Below are 16599 nucleotides of genomic sequence, written 5' to 3' on the forward strand. Positions count from 1 at the left end.
GTCGGAGGTCGGGGGCGGCGGGGTGGCGGCCGCCGCGGCCTGCCTCGGGACCAGCGGCGTCACGGCCTTCGGCTGCTGTGCCATCGCGGTGGTCGGGACCGGGTCGGCCGGCATCGCGGTCGTCGACTTCGGTAGGGGCGTGGAGGAGGCCTGCTGGTTCACGGTCGAGGCGGGCGTGACGGTGGCCGGGCCGTTGGTGGGCTTGGCGTCCGTCGTGCCCTTCGCGGCGAGCGGGCCCAGCGGGCTTTGGCTCTGGCTCTGGCCGAGGGCGTTGACCGGGCCGAGCGGGCCGGCCGAACCCATCGTGCTCGCAGCGCCCATCGCACCGACCGCACCGACGGCGCCGACCGCACCGATCGAGCCCATCGCCGAGCCCGCTTCCATCGCCACGGTCGGCGACGGCGCGTCGAACGCCCGGGTCGCGCCGCGCTGCGGCTTGAGCGCGATCGGCGGCAGCGGCTTCGTCCCCAGCGCGTCGAGCCCCTGCCAGATCTCCTTCATGGTCGGCCGGTCGATGGGCTCGGGGCTCAGCATCCGCAAGATGGTGTCGGTCAGCGGGCCGGAGCGCTTGGGCCGGCGCATCTCGTTGCGGACCACGCGCAGCAGCGTGGCCATGGCGTTGGCGTCCTCGCCGAACGGCGGGATGCCCTCGACCGCGGCGTAGAGGGTGGCGCCGAGCGAGAACACGTCGGCCGGGAACGCGACCGGATGCCCTTGTGCGACCTCGGGCGCGGTGTAGGCGGGGGTGCCCAGGATCTCGCCGGTCGCGGTGACGGTCGCGTCGCCGGTGGCCCGGGAGATACCGAAGTCGGTGAGCTTCACGGTGCCGTCGGAGGTCATCAGCACATTGCCGGGCTTGATGTCCCGGTGCACGATGCCGCGCTCGTGGGCCGCGGTGAGCGCGGAGGCCAGCTGGGCGCCGATGCTGGTCACCTCGGTCGGGGTGAGCACCGCGCCGGTGGCGAGGATGTCGCCCAGGCTCTGCGAGGGGACGTACTCCATGATCAGGTAGGGCCGGCCGTCGTGCTCGGCCACGTCGTAGATGACGACCGCGTTCGGGTGCTGAAGACGCGCGGCGATGCGCCCTTCGCGCCGGGCGCGCTGGTGCGAGGTGCGGACCTGCGCGCCGCTCATGCCATGGTCGGGACGCAGCTCTTTGACGGCGACATCGCGCCCCAGGACCTCGTCGCGGGCCCGCCAGACCACGCCCATGGCGCCGCCGCCGATCAGGGAGACCAGGCGGTAGCGGCCGGCTACCAGGGAGGCTGGGTCGGGGGCTGGGGGTTCGGGTTTGGGCTTGGCGGGTTTGGCGGCCGACGCCTCGGGAGCTTCTGCCTCAAGTGGCTTGGTCGCGGATGCTGTTTCGGGCTCGGGCTCGGGCTCGGGCTCGGGCTCGGGATCAGGCTCGGGCTCGGTCGCCTCAGCCTCAACGGCCTCGGCCTCGGCTGCGTCCGACTCCGGCGCGTCCGGCTCCGACTCGGCAGCGTCAGCCTCCTCGGCCTCCGGCCCGGCGTCCTCAGTCTCAGGCCCGTCCTGATCCGCCTCGCCCGCTTCGGGCGGGACCGTCACAGCCTCGGTTGCCTCAGGCGCGGTCCTCGGCTGCCCCTCGTCGGGGTCGGCGTTCATGACAGTTCCCTTACTTCCCCCGCCGCACACGGGCACCTCGTCGACATGACCGGATCCCTGACCAGACCCAGCTAATAGCGGCCCCAACCCTACCGTCGATCGCGTCGCCGTTCGAATACCTGTGTAGCTCCCGCTGATACTCGGAATTCGCGAAATCGAACCGTGACCCGGCATCTGTCCGGCGTCGGCCCGACCCGCAAGGATTTTCGAGCCGTCGGCGCCGGTCAGCGCCCCCGAACCGCCGCCGGCAACCTGCCGCCCGCGAACCGCCTAAGCCTTCCACCCCACCCGCTCCAGCACCCGAGGCGCGACCACCCCGGCCGCCGTAGCCGTCGCCGCCGACGCCAGCACCGTCCCCCAAGCCATCGGTCCGAGCGGGGTGCAGCCGAAGAACTGGCTCACGCCCGGCGTCTCCACCACCGCGACCAGCGCGACCGCCGACACCGCCGCCGTGGCTATCACCAGCGGGCTGTGCCGCGCCGCCAGCAGTGTCTGGCCCAGTTGCGTGCCGACCAGCGCGCCGAGGCCCATCGTCTCCGCGCGGCGCGGGCGGCCCGACACGCGGCCGATGCCCCACGCCAGGCCCGCGCCCAGCGCTGTGGCACCGCCGCGGACTGCCAGTGTGCGCTTGAATTCCGCGTCCCACAGGTTGCTCACCGGGCCCGATGCGAGCGGGTCTTCGCCGCTGTTCGGGCGGGCGGGAGCCAGCGCGACGGCGAGGGCCGGGAGCATGTCTGTCAGCATGTTGACGAGCAGCAGCTGCCTGGTGCCCAGGGGAGCGCGGCCGGAGATCGCGGTGCCCAGGACCGTGAAGGCGACTTCGCCGGCGTTGCCGCCGACCAGGATCGACGCCGCGTCGCGGACGTTGCCCCACAGCGTGCGGCCCTCGCGCAGCGCGTCGGTGATGCGGGCCGGATCGGGTTCGGCCAGGACCAGGTCGGCTGCCGAGCGGGCGGCCGCCGAGCCGTGGCCGGCGATGGCGATGCCGACGTCCGCGAGCCGGATCGCCGCCGCGTCGTTGGCGCCGTCGCCGGTCATCGCGACGATGCGGCCGGCCTCGCGCAGGGCCTGGACCACCCGCACCTTCTGCTCCGGCGACACCCGCGCGAACACGGTGGCGCCGGTGACGCGCTCGGCGCGTTCGCGCTTGCTCAGCCGGTCGAACTCGGCGCCGGTGAGGACCAGCCGCGCCTCGGGGATGCCCAGCTGTTCGGCGATGGCCACCGCCGTGTTGGGGTGGTCGCCGGTGATCATCGTGACCCGGACGCCGGCCGCCGTCAGGTCCGCGACCGCGCGTGCGGAGGTGGGGCGCGGGGTGTCGGCGATGGCGATGAAGCCGATCAGCGTCAGGTCGGTGACGAGCGTGGCGACGTCGAGCTCTGCGACGTCCTCGATGTTCTCCACCACCGGGTGCGACTCGGCGATCGCCAGCACCCGCAAGCCCTGGCGCGTCAGCCGGATCGTCGCCTCCACGGCCTCCCGGCGCCGGGTGGCACTCAGGGCGTTGACACCGCCGTCCCGCGACCGCACCTGCGTGCACGCCTCCAGCACCGTCTCCGGCCCGCCCTTCAGCGCCAGCGTCAGCCGCGTGCTGTTGGTCCCGATCGAGGCGGCGTACCCGCGCGTTGTCTCGAACGGAAGCTCCGATATGAGGTTCCACTTCTCGTCCCGCCCCAGATACCGGTGCGCGGCCTCCACCACCGCCCCGTCCGTGGCGTGCGCGAGCCGCCGGGCCGCGCCTTCCTCCACCGCCGGGCAGGCCCGGGCCGCGAACCGCAGCAGGCGGCTGCCTTCCTCGCTGTCCAGCGGCAGGTCGCCGTCGAGGTCCGCGAGCCGCGTGACCGACAACTTCCCCTGCGTCAGCGTCCCGGTCTTGTCGAAGCAGACGGTGTCGACCCGGCCCAGCGCCTCCAGCGTGCGCGAGGACCGCACCAGCACGCCGCGCTGCGACAGGCGGCGCGCCGCGGCGAGCTGCGCGACCGTCGCGACCAGCGGCAACCCCTCGGGCACCGCCGCGACCGCGACTGCCACCCCAGAAGCCACGGCCCACGGCAGCGGCACGCCGCGCAGCGCGGACAGCCCGGTGACCGCGATCCCGCCGACTCCGGCCGCCGGCAACGCGATCCGGGTCAGCTCGGCCAGCCGGGCCTGCATCCCGGCCGGCGGCGGGGCCGAGCCCGCGACCGCCGCGGCCCGCCCGGCCTCAGTGTCCCGACCCACCGCCACGACCAGCGCGTAGCAGCTCCCTGCCAGGATCGTGCAGCCCTCGTAGAGCATGCACGACCGCTCGTCGAGGTCGGCCCCGGGCGTGGCGGCCGGGAGCTTGGCCACCGGCAGCGACTCGCCGTTCAGGCTGGACTCGTCGACTTCCAGATCCAGCGCGGTCAGCAGCCGTACGTCGGCCGGGACCACGTCGGTCGCCGCCAGCGCGATGACGTCGCCGACCCGCAGCGTGGTGGCCGGCACGTCGAGAGTCGAGGCGTCGTCGAGCCCTGCGAGCCAGCCGGCGGGGGAGCCGGATCCAGGACCTGAGCCAGAATCAGCAGGCTGCCACTGCACCCGGTGCGCCAGAATCTGCTCGCCCATCAGCAGCCGCCGCAGTGCCTGCTCGGCCCGCATCCGCTGCGCCCCGCTGATCACCGCGTTGCCGGCCATGACCCCGGTCACCAGCAGCGCGTCCACCCCGGAACCCACGATCGCCGACGCCGCCGCGCCCAGCGCCAGCACCGGCGTCAGCGGGTCCCGCAGCTCCTCGGCGACCGCGCCGACCAACTGAGCGGTCTGCGACGCCAGCGGCACGGCGCCGAACATCCGCGCCGTCTCCCGCCCGGCGTCCGCGACCGCCCCGAACCGTCCGCGCGGCGCCACCTGCGCCGGCTGCTCCCGGCGCGCCCGCTCCACCCGCTCGAAGGCCTCACGTGCCGTCAGATCGTGCCAGTTGCCCCGGATCGACGGTTCCGGCGGCGATTGCCGGGCCACGCGCAGCGCGCTCAGCGTCCCGCCGAAGATGGCCGCCGCCATCGCGCTGTGCACCGGGCTCAGCGTCATCGGCCGCGCGGTCCGGCGCCGCCCGGTCACCGTCAGCAGCGCACCGAGCGCCGAGCCGCCCAGCGCCAGCCGCGCCGAACGCTCGCTGACCTGCCGCGCGGCGCCCACCGAACGCAGCACCCGCCACGGCTGGCTCAGCCCCGGGCCGCACAGCAACTCCGCCGACCAGCACACCGGCCGGCCCTCGGCGACCACCGCGACCCCGACATCGGCGGCGTGCAGCGCGTCGTCGTCGAGCCCTGATATCGCCAGCACACCGCTGCCGCCGAGCTGCATCAGCCGGATGTAATCCAGCAGCGGCGCACCCGGGGCCACCACCTCGTCGGCCCACGGCAGCAGATCGGTGACGCTGTCATGCTCGGTCAGCACCACGTGCGAGGCCGCGTCCCGGGCCGCCGCCAGCAGAGCATCGGCCAGCGGGTCGGTCTCCACGCCGATACGCACCCGGCCCCGGCGCGTGCCCTCGGGATCCAGCACGTCCAACGTCAGTGCGACCGGGCCGCCGATCGAGCCGTCCAGCGCGTCCTGCGGCTTCTCGAAACTCCACTCGCCGACGGTCCACGGCCCGGAGCCCACGAACCGCGAAGCGCTGGAGGACGCCACGAGAGCCTGTTCGGTCGCGGCCCAGATCTCCCGGTCGGTGGTCGCCGGGTCGGTCGCCACGACGCTCAGGATGCGCGGCCGGTCGGTGCACAGCGTCGAGGAATCGATGGCCACCAAAGAGATCCGGTCCAGGCGGCGCAAGCTGGACACGTCCATCGGGACCACGCCGTGCCGCGACAGCTCCCAGTCCAGCATCGAGGCGAACGCCTCCCGGCCGAGCCGGGCCGCCTTCGGCATCGTCGCGAGCATCAGATCGCCGGCCCGCCCCGGATCACGGGTGGCGGCCAGCACGCCGCCGGCGCCGAGCAGCGAGGCCAGGGCCGCGCGGTCGCCCAATTTCTCAACGGGTCCTTGAGGGAGCGGGACCGGACGAACGGAGCGGCGCGGGACCTCACTCGGCAGACCGGAACCGTCGCCGACCAACTCGCGTTCCCGACGGCGCCAGACCGCCTGCCGGGCCCGGGCCTCGGCGAACCGCAGCGCGTGGTGCGTGCTGTCGATCAGGATCGGCTCAGGGCCCTGAGCCAGCGCGTTGAGCGTGCTGTTGCTGACCGCGAACAACGCCTCGGTGTGGGTGCGGCCGATGCGGTCCTCGACGAGGTGCCGGATCCGGGGCGTGGTCTCGGCGATGAGCAGCGGGACGCGCAGCGCCTGCGGCACGGCCGGCAGACGCATGACGCGGCCCGCGACCGCCACACTCAAGCCGACCGCGTCGGCGGCGAGCGCGATGATCGCCAGATTGACCGGCGCGTCGGCCGAGGGGTGTTCGGGCTTGGTACGGGAGAACGTCTCCTCGTCGGTGTCGTGCGCTTCCTCGGCCGCCTCGATGACCTCGATGATCGCCTCGACATCGAGTTCCTGCTCATCGAAGTCGATCAGGATGTGCTGGGTCACCGCGTTGATCTCGGCCCAGCGCACACCCTTGAGCTCGCGCAGCGCGCCGGTCAGGTGCGCACGCAGGGCGTGGTGCCGGTCGCCGGACCCGGTCAGGCCCTTGACCTCGACGTGCGCCCGGCCGTCGGCGGACCAGACTCGGCGGCGCGCGCGGGTCGGACTAGCCGCGGCGAACCCGGCGACGGCCTCGACCGCACCGAGGGATCCGCCGGCCAGCGTCCCCACGGCGTCGACCGCGCCCATGGTGGACGCGGCGGCGAACCGCACGGCGCCGACGGCGACTCGGTCCATCCCGAACAGCATCTCAACTCCCGCATTCGTCACACGGTTTTCACCCTAACGTTGGGTGTCGTATGAACTGGCTATAAGTTGGTGAGTCTACGGCTCAAAATCACGACTCACTGAATGAAGGGGTGAAAAGCAGTGGCAGAGGCAAAGGATCAGACCGCGGCGAAGCCGAGAACGCGCACCGCCAAGAAGACGACGGCGGGCAATGTGACGAAGCCAGCCGCCAAGACGGCCGCGCCCAAGACGACGGCAGCCAAGGCGGAAGCCAAGCCCGCGACCGAAACCGCGGGGACCGCAGCCCAAACCGCGGCTGAAACCGTGACCCCGACCCCGAGCGCCGCCGAGCCGGCCGTCACCCAGTCCCAGACCACCCAGTCCCAGACCACCCAGTCCCAGACCAGCAAGACGGAGGCCGAAAAGCCGGTGCAGTCCACCCCGAACGCCGACGAGACCACCCACCGCGTCTCGGTGACGATCCCGCTCGACGGCGCCGTCGTCGGCGTGGCGGTCAAGGCCGCGAGCCTGCCGCTGACCGCGGCCAAGAAGGTCGCGCAGAACAAGAACGGCATCCCGGCCTACATCGCCGTCGGCAGCCTGGCCGTGATCGGCGCCGTGGAGTGGCCGGTCGTCGCGGTCGGCGGTCTGGGTCTGGCCGCGCTGCGGCGCTGGGGCCCGCTGAAGCCGGCACAGAATCAGGAGTCTGCTAAGAGCGCGTAGTCGTCGCTCCGCCACCCCCACGGCGGAGCGCCCACGTCCGCCGCGCGCGATTTGGTCGATCGGCGCTGGAGATCTGGCCGTCCAACGTTCACCCGCACCAGGTGGCCGCCGAGCGCCGGGGCGTCTGTACTGCTTCGTAGAACAGCGAAGCGGAGAGGACGCATGTCGATCACCATCACCTTCCCCGCCGCCATGGGCGACGTGACCCGCGTCGTCTCCGCCCTGGCGGAGCCATGCCTGGTCGCGGCCGCCGCCCTGGTCGGCGCCGGCCCTCTGGCCCAGGTCCTCGTTGCCGGTGCCGTCCGCCTGACCCGGGGCGTGGACGTCGAGATGCGCGACGGCGAGATGCACATCTCCTTCGACTGACGGCGCGGCGGCGGTCCCACGGCATCCCGGCATCCCGGCATCCTGGAAGATCTGCTTCAGCATCGCCGCATCCGACCCGGTCAGGGTTTTGCCATCGGGCGAGGGCTTGTAGTTGCATGCGCCGTGATCCGCGTGTTCGCACTGATTGGCGGCGTGGCCCCTATCCTTCATCTCAGGTTGTGCGGGTCCTCGCGTTCTCACAATCGGAGTTCCATCTGGCGCCCCCATCGTGAGTAGCGTGCGTATAGCCGTCATCACCGAATCGTTCCTCCCCCGGGTCAACGGGGTCACGAACTCGGTCTGCCGCGTCCTGGAGCAGTTCGCCGAACGAGGGCATGAAGCGCTCGTCATCGCGGCGAAGCCGGGGCCAGAACGGTACGCCGGGCACGAGGTGGCCTCGGTCGGGGGCTTCGCCCTGCCGGGATACCGGTCGTTCGTCCTCGGGCTGCCGATGGCGCGACTGGTCGGCAAGCTGCGGGAGTTCCGGCCCGACATCATCTACCTGGCCTCGCCGGTCAGCCTCGGCGCCGCCGGCGCCACCGCCGCGCGCAAACTGGACATCCCGTGCGTCGCGGTGTTCCAGACCGACATCGCCGGGTTCGCCCGGCGCTACGGGCTGCGCGGCACCGACAAGGTCATCTGGTCCTGGCTGCGGCGGATCCACTCGCAGGCCGACCTCACGCTGGTGCCCTCGACAGCGACCCTGAAGACCTTGGCCGACCACGATTTCCCACGCTTGGCCCTGTGGCGCCGCGGCGTCGACGCCGACCGCTTCCGTCCCCGCTACCGCGACGAACGCCTGCGGCACGAGGTCGCGCCGAACCGGGAGACCGTCGTGGGATACGTCGGCCGCCTGGCTCCGGAGAAGCGGGTCGACCTGCTGGCGAATCTCAGTGGGCTGCCAGGCGTGCGGCTGCTGATCGTCGGCGACGGCCCGGCCGAGGCCAAGCTGCGCTCGGCGCTGCCGAACGCGACCTTCACCGGCTTCCTGGACGGCCTGGAGCTGTCCCGGGCCTACGCCAGCCTCGACGTGTTCATCCACACCGGCGCCAACGAGACCTTCTGCCAGACCGTGCAGGAGGCGATGGCCAGCGGCGTCCCGGTGGTGGCACCGGCGGCCGGCGGCCCGCTGGACCTGGTGACCCCGGGGCACACCGGGCTGTTGTACGACCCTGATTCAGTCTCCGAACTGCGGTCGGCGGTGATGCGGTTGAGCACCAACCGCGACCTGCGCTCGCTCTACGGGCTCAACGCGCGAGCCGAGGTCGAGGCCCGCACCTGGAACGCGGTCAGCGACCAGCTGATGGGGCACCTGAACGCGGCCATCGGCGGCCACAGCGCGCTCACCGCCGGGTCGGAGCCCGCCACGATCACCACCTCCATCGAGGCCAACGCCGCGGCGGGCCGGCTCGGCAAGGGTGCTGTTGCCGCGTCCGGCAAGGGCGCCCCGGCTGTTTCCGGCGAGGCGGCCACCGCCGCCAAGGCCGGCACCGGCTTCGAAACGGCGGCGTGAATGCCCCGCCCGCAATTACTCGTCTCCATCCACGACATCGCGCCGGCCAGCGCCGCGGCCACCGAGCGCTGGCTGGCCGATCTCGACGCCCGCGACATCCCGGCCACGCTCCTGGTGATCCCGGGGCCGTGGCGCGGACCCCGGCTGAGCCAGAGCCCTGACCTGGTCGCCACGTTGCACGCCGCCGCCGCCCGCGGCCACGAGTTGGCGCTGCACGGCTGGGCGCACCGGGCCGGTCCCGACGGCGCACCGTGGCGCCGGGCGGCCGCCCAGCTCATCGCGCGCGGCGCGGCGGAGTTCGCGGCGCTGGACGTCGCCGAGGCCACGGCCCGGCTGTCCGCCGGGCTGGCGGAACTGGCCGCCCTGGACATCGAACCGGTGGGCTTCCACCCGCCGGGCTGGCTCGCCTCGCCGGGCGCGTTCACGGCACTGCGGCGAGTCGGGCTGCGCTACACGAGCTCGCACCTGTTCGTCCACGACCTCATCACCGAACGCCGCCACACCCTCCCGGCGCTCTCGCACCGCCCCGGCGGCGCCGGCGAGCTGTTCGCCGCGCGCCTGATGCGCAGATCCGCCTCCGCGATGGCCCGGAACGGCCGCTCGTTCCGGGTCGCGCTGCATCCCGACGACCTGCGGCAGCCGGCTCTGCGGGCGACCACGCTCGCCGTCATCGACGCGGCGCTGGCCGCCGGGTACCGGGCCGGCACGTACTCCGGGCTCGTGATGCGCGGCGCAGCCGTCCCGATCCAGTGAGGATCGTCCAGCTCGCGAATGCCTACAGCCCCACCTCGGGCGGCCTGCGGACCGTCGTGGACACGCTGGGCCGGGGATACGTGGCCGCCGGCCACGAGCGCGTGCTGGTGATCCCCGGTCAGCGCCACTCGCGCGAGCAGGGCGACGAAGGGCTGGTCGTCACGCTGCCGAGCGTGCCGGTCAGCGGCGGCTACCGGATGATCCCGCGGTTCTCGCCGGTGCGGGATCTGCTGGAGGAGTTGGGGCCGGACTCGGTCGAGGTGTCGGACAAGGCGACGCTGGCCGCCGCCGGTCCGTGGGCCCGGTCGCGGGGCGTCGGCGCGGTGCTGATCTCGCACGAGCGGCTGGACGCCGTCGCCGCGGCCCGGTTTCCGCACGCGTGGCGCGCTAGCCATCGGGCGCTGGGACCGGCGCTGAATCGGAGGTCGCGGCGGCTGGCGACCCGGTTCGACACGATCATCGTGGCCTCGTCCTTCGCCGGGCGGGAGTTCGACGGCACCGGGGGATCGCTGTGCGAGATTCCGCTGGGGGTCGATCTGGAGATCTTCCGTCCTTGCGCGAGTTCACCGGCCTCATGGCCCGAAGTGCCGCGCGGGACTGAGGAACACCCCTGGCGTCTGGTCTACTGCGGCCGGCTGTCCGCGGAGAAGAACCCTGCGGTAGCCATCGCCACCCTCAGGGCACTGACCGCCGAGGGCCTGCCGGTACACCTGGACGTCTACGGCGCCGGGAACCAGCGTCAGCAGTTGGAGCGCATCGCCGCTGACTTACCGGTGACCTTCCACGGGCACCTGGCCAACCGGACCGAGCTGGCCGCGCGGATCGCGGAGGCCGACGTCGTCCTCGCCCCCGGACCTGCCGAGACCTTCGGCCTGACCGTGCTGGAAGCGCTGGCGTGCGGTACGCCGGTCGTCACCGCGGACACCGGCGGCGCCGGCGAACTGCTCGCCGCGGGCGCCGGTCTGACGGCCACTCCGACCGGTGCGGAGATGGCGCGGGCCGTCGCCGGGATCCTGGCCTGGCCGGAGTCCGAACGGCGCGCGGCAGCGCGGCACCGTGCCGAGCAGTTCCCGTGGTCGGCGACCGTCGCGTCGATGATCGACGTCCACGCCGCGCTGGCGGCTCGCGAACGGAACCTGAGCCGGCGCAAGCGGCGGGGGCTGCGGCGGCGCAAGGTCACCGAGTCGGCGGCGAAGTAGAGCCCGGGTTCTTCCTGGCCCTCCGGCTGGAGTTAAAGAGGCGCCCGCAAACCCTTTAACAGCACCGCGATCAGCCGCCGGGGGTCGTAACGCGGGTCGGTTCCGCGCCCGATGCACAGGTTGCCGACGCCCCGCATCAGCTCCAGCGCGCTGATCTCCGTCTGGACGTCACCTGCATCGATCGCGGCCTTCAGCAAGGCAGCGCACACCGGCTCCAGGCGGTCCAGGAAGTACGTGTGCAGGGCCGCGAACGTGCTGCTGTCGGACTGGAGGGCGTCGGCCAGGCCGTGCTTGGTGACCAGGAAGTCGGTGAACTGGTCGATCCACTGGCGCAGCGCCTCGAAGGGCGTCTCCGCGGCGGCCAGCAGGGTCGGGCCGGCCTCGGCACAGGCCTCGATCTGGTGCCGGTAGACCGCGGTGATCAGGTCGGCGCGGGTGGGGAAGTGGCGGTAGAACGTGCCGACGCCCACACCCGCCTTGGCCGCGATCTCCCGGATGGGGGCGTCCACGCCGGAGCTGACGAAGACCTCGGCGGCGGCCGCGAGCAGCGTCTTCTCGTTGCGGGCCGCGTCGGCGCGCTTGGTGCGAGCCGGCTCCTGCTCGGTGGGCACGGGGTTCCTTCCGATGGCGCGATCCGATGGCGCGACCGCGCGGTTGACAAAGCGGAACATGGTTCCGGATACTAAATGGAGCGACGTTCCGCTTTTCAGTCTAGCCGAAGGTGAGCCCTGGCCATGAGCCCGCTCCGCGTCCCTGACGTTCCCGTTTTGTCCTATAGCCCGGTGGTGCTGCCCATCCCGGGGCGGCCGGTCGATCTCCAGCTGCGCGTCTCGGCACCCGCCGAGGGCACCGGCCTTCCGGTGATCCTGCTGTCCCACGGGCACGGCGGATCGAACAACCTGTCCTCGCTCAACGGCTACGGACCGCTCGCCAATGCCTGGGCGGCGCGGGGTTTCGTGGTCGTCCAGCCCACCCATCTCAGTTCCAAAACCCTGGCCGGTGAAGTCGGCGACCAGCCCGGTGCGCCGCTGTTCTGGCGGTCGCGGGCCGAGGACATGACGCACATCCTCGACCGGCTCGACGTGATCGAGCGGTCCGTGCCCCAGCTCGCCGGACGCCTCGACCGGGCGAAGGCCGCCGTCGCGGGCCACTCGCTCGGCGGCTTCACGGCCAGCCTGCTGTTGGGCGCGCGGGTCACCGATCCCGACACCGGCGAGGTGGCTGATCTGGCCGAGCCGCGGCTCAAGGCGGGCGTCCTGCTGGCCGCGCCGGGGCGCGGCGGCGACGCGCTGAACGGACCGAGAGCGGCGCTCGTGCCGTTCACCAGCTCGGTCGACTTCGGCACGATGACCACGCCGGCCCTGGTCGTCGCCGGAGACAAGGACGACTCCCGGCACTTCACCGACGTCGGTCCGGCCTGGCACGCCGACCCCTACACCCTGGCCCCCGGCCCCAAAACCCTGCTCACGCTGTTCGGCGCCGAGCACGGCCTCGGCGGCATCGCCGGCTACGACGCCGCCGAGACCACTGATGAGAACCCTGAGATGGTCGCGGCCGTCAGCCGACTGACCGCCGCCTACCTCCGCTCGTCCCTCTTCCCCGGCGACGACGCGTGGCAGACCGCCCGCGACGCGCTGACCAACGGCCCGGACGCGTTCGGTCGCGTCGACACCAAGTGATCCAAGGCGAGGAGAACTCTTTCATGAACATGTCGAATCTGGACGCTGCGATAGGCACCGCCACCCCGATCGTCTCCGTCAAGCCGGTCGTGCTGGCCGCGCCGGAGCGCGGCGACGATCTCCAGGTGCGGGTCTCCGCGCCGGTGAGCGGAACCGCTCTGCCCGTCGTGGTCTTCTCCCACGGCTTCGGCGGATCGCTGGACCTGTACGCTCCGCTGGCCGACTTCTGGGCCGGTCACGGCTTCGTCGTGATCCAGCCGACGCACCTGGACTCCCGGACGCTCACCGTCACCCCGGACGACCCGCGTTACCCGGACATCTGGCGCGTGCGCATCGACGACCTGACCCGCGTCCTGGACCGCCTCGACACGCTGATAGCCGCGGTCCCGGGCCTGGCCGGGCGGGTCGACGTCAACCGCGTCGCCGTCGCCGGCCACTCCTGGGGCGCGCAGAGCGCCAGCACGCTGCTCGGTGCGGGTGTCCTCGACGCCGCAGGCGTCCCGGGCGAGGACTTCGCCGACAAGCGCGTGACCGCCGGCGTCCTGCTCTCGATCACCGGAACCGGCGACAGCCTGTCTCCCTTCGCGGCCGAGCACTTCCCCTTCATGCGCCCGGAGTTCGCCGACCTCACCACCCCGGCCCTGATCGTCACCGGCGACCATGACGACTCCCAACTCTCCACCCGGGGCCCCGACTGGTTCACCGACGCCTACCACCTCAGCCCCGGCGCCCACCACCTGCTCACGCTGTTCGGCGGCGAACACTCCCTCGGCGGCATCGTCGGCCACTCCGTGACCGAGACCACCGACGAGAACCCCGAGCGCGTGGCGCTGATCCAGCGCCTGACGACGGCCTACCTGCGAACGGCGCTCGGCGTGGACGAGGCGAGCTTCGCCGCGGCGCGCGAGGCAGTGGCGCGGAGCTCCGGCGAGGTCGGGCGGCTCGACTCGAAGTGAGGCGTGTCAGGCCTCGACGAAGGCGCGCGCGACGTCGACGAACACGCGCGGTTTCGATGAACTGGCGAGGCCGGCCGCAGCTAGGAGGCGGTTCCGCTGCGGCCGGCCGCGATGGCGTTAGCAGCCGCTGTCGGCGATGACGTAGTAGCCGGGGCTTGTCTCCTTCAGGGTGTGGGTGACGAGTACGTTCCACAGGCCCATGGCCTGGTTGGATCCGTCGGCGTAGGTGAGGCCCGCCGCGACATAGGCCCGACCCGCGACCGTCTGGTCGTAGTTGCTCGCGGTGAAGCACTCGGCCGGCGCCGACGAGGACGATGACGTGGGTGGCGTGGAAGGCGTTGTGGTCGGTGTTGTGGAAGGCGTTGTGGAAGGCGGCGTGGTCGGCGGCGGCGTCCCGGAGTTCAGGCCCCAGAACGTCGCCGTGTAGTACGTCGAGCAGATGTAGCTCAGGAAGTACGCGCCGGTCGAACCACACTGCGCGGTCCCCGAACCCGGATCCACCGCGAGCCCGTGTCCCATCCCGCTGATCGAGTACATCTCTACGGCCGGATTCCCGTTGGCGTCGTTGTAGACGGACTCCGTGGTCCCACCGCTCAGCGTCTGCGTGCTCGACGCGGTCTGGCTGATGCCCCACACGTTCGTCCACTGGTCCCGCAGCTCCGCGGCGTTGACCGGATAGACGGTGTAGTCGGCTGTTCCCTGCCAGATCGCGACGCGCGGCCACGGCCCGGTGTATCCGGGGTCTGAGTCGCGTGCCAGGTTGCCCCACTGTGCGGGAGTGAGGTTCTGGCTACTCGTCTGACACGAGGAGGCCGCGGTCTCAGTGGTGGCGCACTGAGCCGGCAGTCCCGAGTCGATCGCCCCGCCGGCGAAGACGTCCGGGTAGTCGGCGAGCAGGTCGGCGGTGAGGCCGGCGCCGGCCGAGAGCCCGGTGACGTAGACGCGGTGCGGGTCCGAGCCGTAGTGGCTCTCGGCGTAGGAGACCATCTCGGCGACCGACTCGGCTTCGCCCTTGCCGCGGGTGTCCTTGGTCGAGTCGAACCAGTTGAAGCAGGACAAGGCGTTGTTGGCGCTGGACGTCTGCGGGAACACCACCGTGAACCCCCACTGGTCCGCGAACTGGGACCAGCCGGAGTGGTCGTAGTAGTCGGTGGCGGTCTGGGTACAGCCGTGCAGCGCCACGACGAGCGGCGCGCCTTGCGCCGCCCCTTGCGGGACGTAGCTGTACATCGCCAGGTTGCCGGGGTTGGCGCCGAAGCCGGTGACCTGGTTGAGCGACGAGGCGGCGCGCGCGGGCGGGGCGCCGGAGGGGACGAGGGTCAGGGCCGAGGCGGCCAAGGTGAGCACCGCGGCCGCGAGCGAGGCCAGTACGCCGCGTCGTCGGCCGGACGGCCTGGCAGTGCCTGATGGAAAGTCAGTGCTTGATGGAGAGACAGCGCTTGCTGGAACAGGGGTGGTGCGGGCCATTGCGAAACCTCCCGTTCACCGTTGGGGTGACGGGACCGTACTGCCGCTGATGCCTGAGAACGATGTCTGCGCGCCCCATAATCACGGGGCGCGCAGTGGGATCGCGTGGTCTTCGTCGAAACTTCTCGCCAGAGCTAGGCGGTCTTCTTCCCCACTGCGGCGTAAGTGATCTGCTGCCGGTCCTGCGGCACCGGGCCGTCCGGACGCCACTCGGCGAGCAGCACCAGGCCCGGGTCGACCAGTTCGACGTCCTCCAGCAGCGCCAGGACCTCCGCCGAGGTCCGCACGCGGCACGGCATCGACGAGGCCTGATACGCGGCCTGCACCGCGTCGCCGATCTCCGGGGCGAAGTCCGGGGTGCCGTGGCTGATCGCCAGATAGCTGCCCGCGGGCAGGGCGGCGAGCAGGGTGCCGATCAGCTCGGCGGGGTTCTCGTGGTCCGGCATGAAGTGCAGGATCCCGATCAGCAGCACCGCGACCGGCCGGGTCAGGTCGATGACGTCGGTCAGCGCCGGATCGGCGAGCAGCTTCTCCGGCTCGCGGGCGTCGGCGTGGATGAAGATGGTCCGGCCGTGGTCCTGGTCGGCCATCAGGACCCGGGCGTGGGCCAGCACGATCGGGTCGTTGTCGATGTACGCGACCCGCGCGTCCGGCGCTATCTTCTGCGCGACCTCGTGCGTGTTCTCCTGCGTCGGCAGCCCGGTCCCGATGTCGATGAACTGCCGGATGCCGGACTCCGTCAGGAACCGGACCGCCCGGCGCAGAAACGCACGCTGCTCCCGGCAGGTGTCCCGCATTCCCGGATTCCCCTTGAGGATCCGCGCCGCGGCCTCCCGGTCCGCCGGGAAGTTGTCCTTGCCGTCGAGGAAGTAGTCGTACACCCGGGCGATGTGCGCCACCGAGGTGTCGACGGTGGTGGGCAGCCAGTACCCGACCCCCTCCACTGCCTGCTGACGCTGGGCATTCTCGGTCATACGCACCTCCACCCTCGACGGCCGGCCCCGCGTCGGCCCGTTGGGGAATCAGACTACTGTGCCGCGGATCACATTGTGGGACCGGCCTCTGAGGCGACGTCGACGACCCAGGTGAGGCCGAAGCGGTCGGTGAGCATCCCGTAGGCGGGAGCCCACGGCGACGGCTTCAGTTCTTGGAGGACGGTCGCACCCGCCGAGAGCCGTTCCCAGATCGGTGTGACGTCCTGGACGCTCTGGCCGCGCACCGATTCGAAGAACGGGGCGACGCCCTTGTCGTAGGGACGGTCGGCCGGGACGTCGAAGGCCATGATGGCGAAGCCGCTGGCCGCGGTGACCTGGCCCCACATGATGTGCTCGGCCTCCTCGGGACGCTGCGCGGCGTTCATCATGCCGTAGGTGATGACGGTCAGCTCGCCGTCGAAGACGTCGCGGTAGAACTCCAACGCCGCCCGGGCGTCGCCGCGGAAGTTGACGTGAGTGGTGGATTTCAGGTTCATGGCAGCCACCTTCGCAGCA

At 72.0% G+C, this 16599-nt stretch carries 13 protein-coding genes; 7 read left to right on the forward strand and 6 right to left on the reverse strand.

All coding sequences use genetic code 11. The annotated features are described in order from the left end of the window. On the reverse strand, positions 1-1626 hold a 1626-nt coding region (locus IZR01_RS28990), incomplete at its 3' end, for a serine/threonine-protein kinase (RefSeq protein WP_228560443.1). 270 nt (positions 1627-1896) lie between these two features. Continuing rightward, a complete protein-coding gene (locus IZR01_RS28995) occupies positions 1897-6462 on the reverse strand; it encodes an HAD-IC family P-type ATPase (protein WP_194925697.1) in 4566 nt (1521 codons plus the stop codon). Positions 6463-6666: 204 nt separating this feature from the next. Between IZR01_RS28995 and IZR01_RS29000 the strand changes: the two genes are divergently transcribed. From IZR01_RS29000 to IZR01_RS29020, 5 genes are all read left to right on the forward strand, one after another. Further along, positions 6667-7176: a hypothetical protein gene (locus tag IZR01_RS29000; protein WP_194925698.1), complete on the forward strand. Its 510-nt coding sequence runs from the start codon at positions 6667-6669 to the stop codon at positions 7174-7176. A 162-nt stretch (positions 7177-7338) separates the two neighbouring features. After that, a complete protein-coding gene (locus IZR01_RS29005) occupies positions 7339-7542 on the forward strand; it encodes a hypothetical protein (protein WP_194925699.1) in 204 nt (67 codons plus the stop codon). Positions 7543-7780: 238 nt separating this feature from the next. Further along, entirely contained in the window at positions 7781-9055 is a 1275-nt protein-coding gene (locus IZR01_RS29010) for a glycosyltransferase family 4 protein (RefSeq protein ID WP_323747127.1), read from the forward strand. After that, on the forward strand, positions 9056-9808 hold the full coding sequence (locus IZR01_RS29015; protein WP_194925701.1) for a DUF2334 domain-containing protein: 753 nt from the start codon (positions 9056-9058) through the stop codon (positions 9806-9808). Beyond that, positions 9805-11007: a glycosyltransferase gene (locus IZR01_RS29020; RefSeq protein WP_194895298.1), complete on the forward strand. Its 1203-nt coding sequence runs from the start codon at positions 9805-9807 to the stop codon at positions 11005-11007. The genes IZR01_RS29015 and IZR01_RS29020 overlap by 4 nt, the downstream gene beginning before the upstream one ends. A gap of 32 nt (positions 11008-11039) precedes the next feature. On the opposite strand, the gene IZR01_RS29025 is transcribed toward IZR01_RS29020, so the two are convergent. Continuing rightward, entirely contained in the window at positions 11040-11618 is a 579-nt protein-coding gene (locus IZR01_RS29025; protein WP_323746389.1) for a TetR/AcrR family transcriptional regulator, read from the reverse strand. Positions 11619-11741: 123 nt separating this feature from the next. On the opposite strand from IZR01_RS29025, the gene IZR01_RS29030 reads away from it, so the two are divergent. Beyond that, complete coding sequence (locus IZR01_RS29030) at positions 11742-12686, forward strand: alpha/beta hydrolase family protein (RefSeq protein ID WP_194925702.1); 945 nt, start codon at positions 11742-11744, stop codon at positions 12684-12686. Positions 12687-12715: 29 nt separating this feature from the next. Beyond that, positions 12716-13642: an alpha/beta hydrolase family protein gene (locus IZR01_RS29035; protein WP_194925715.1), complete on the forward strand. Its 927-nt coding sequence runs from the start codon at positions 12716-12718 to the stop codon at positions 13640-13642. Between the two features lie 117 nt (positions 13643-13759). On the opposite strand, the gene IZR01_RS29040 is transcribed toward IZR01_RS29035, so the two are convergent. From IZR01_RS29040 to IZR01_RS29050, 3 genes are all read right to left on the reverse strand, one after another. Then, positions 13760-14980 (reverse strand): extracellular catalytic domain type 1 short-chain-length polyhydroxyalkanoate depolymerase, encoded by a 1221-nt coding sequence (locus tag IZR01_RS29040; RefSeq protein WP_228560449.1) that lies wholly within the window; start codon positions 14978-14980, stop codon positions 13760-13762. A 263-nt stretch (positions 14981-15243) separates the two neighbouring features. Next, the gene (locus tag IZR01_RS29045; protein WP_194895302.1) at positions 15244-16083 is read right to left on the reverse strand and encodes an SAM-dependent methyltransferase; all 840 of its coding nucleotides are present in this window, start codon (positions 16081-16083) and stop codon (positions 15244-15246) included. Positions 16084-16151: 68 nt separating this feature from the next. After that, positions 16152-16580: a VOC family protein gene (locus tag IZR01_RS29050; RefSeq protein ID WP_194925704.1), complete on the reverse strand. Its 429-nt coding sequence runs from the start codon at positions 16578-16580 to the stop codon at positions 16152-16154. Positions 16581-16599 lie beyond the last annotated feature (19 nt).

The organism is Catenulispora pinisilvae (assembly GCF_015356865.1).
Classification (GTDB): domain Bacteria; phylum Actinomycetota; class Actinomycetes; order Streptomycetales; family Catenulisporaceae; genus Catenulispora; species Catenulispora pinisilvae.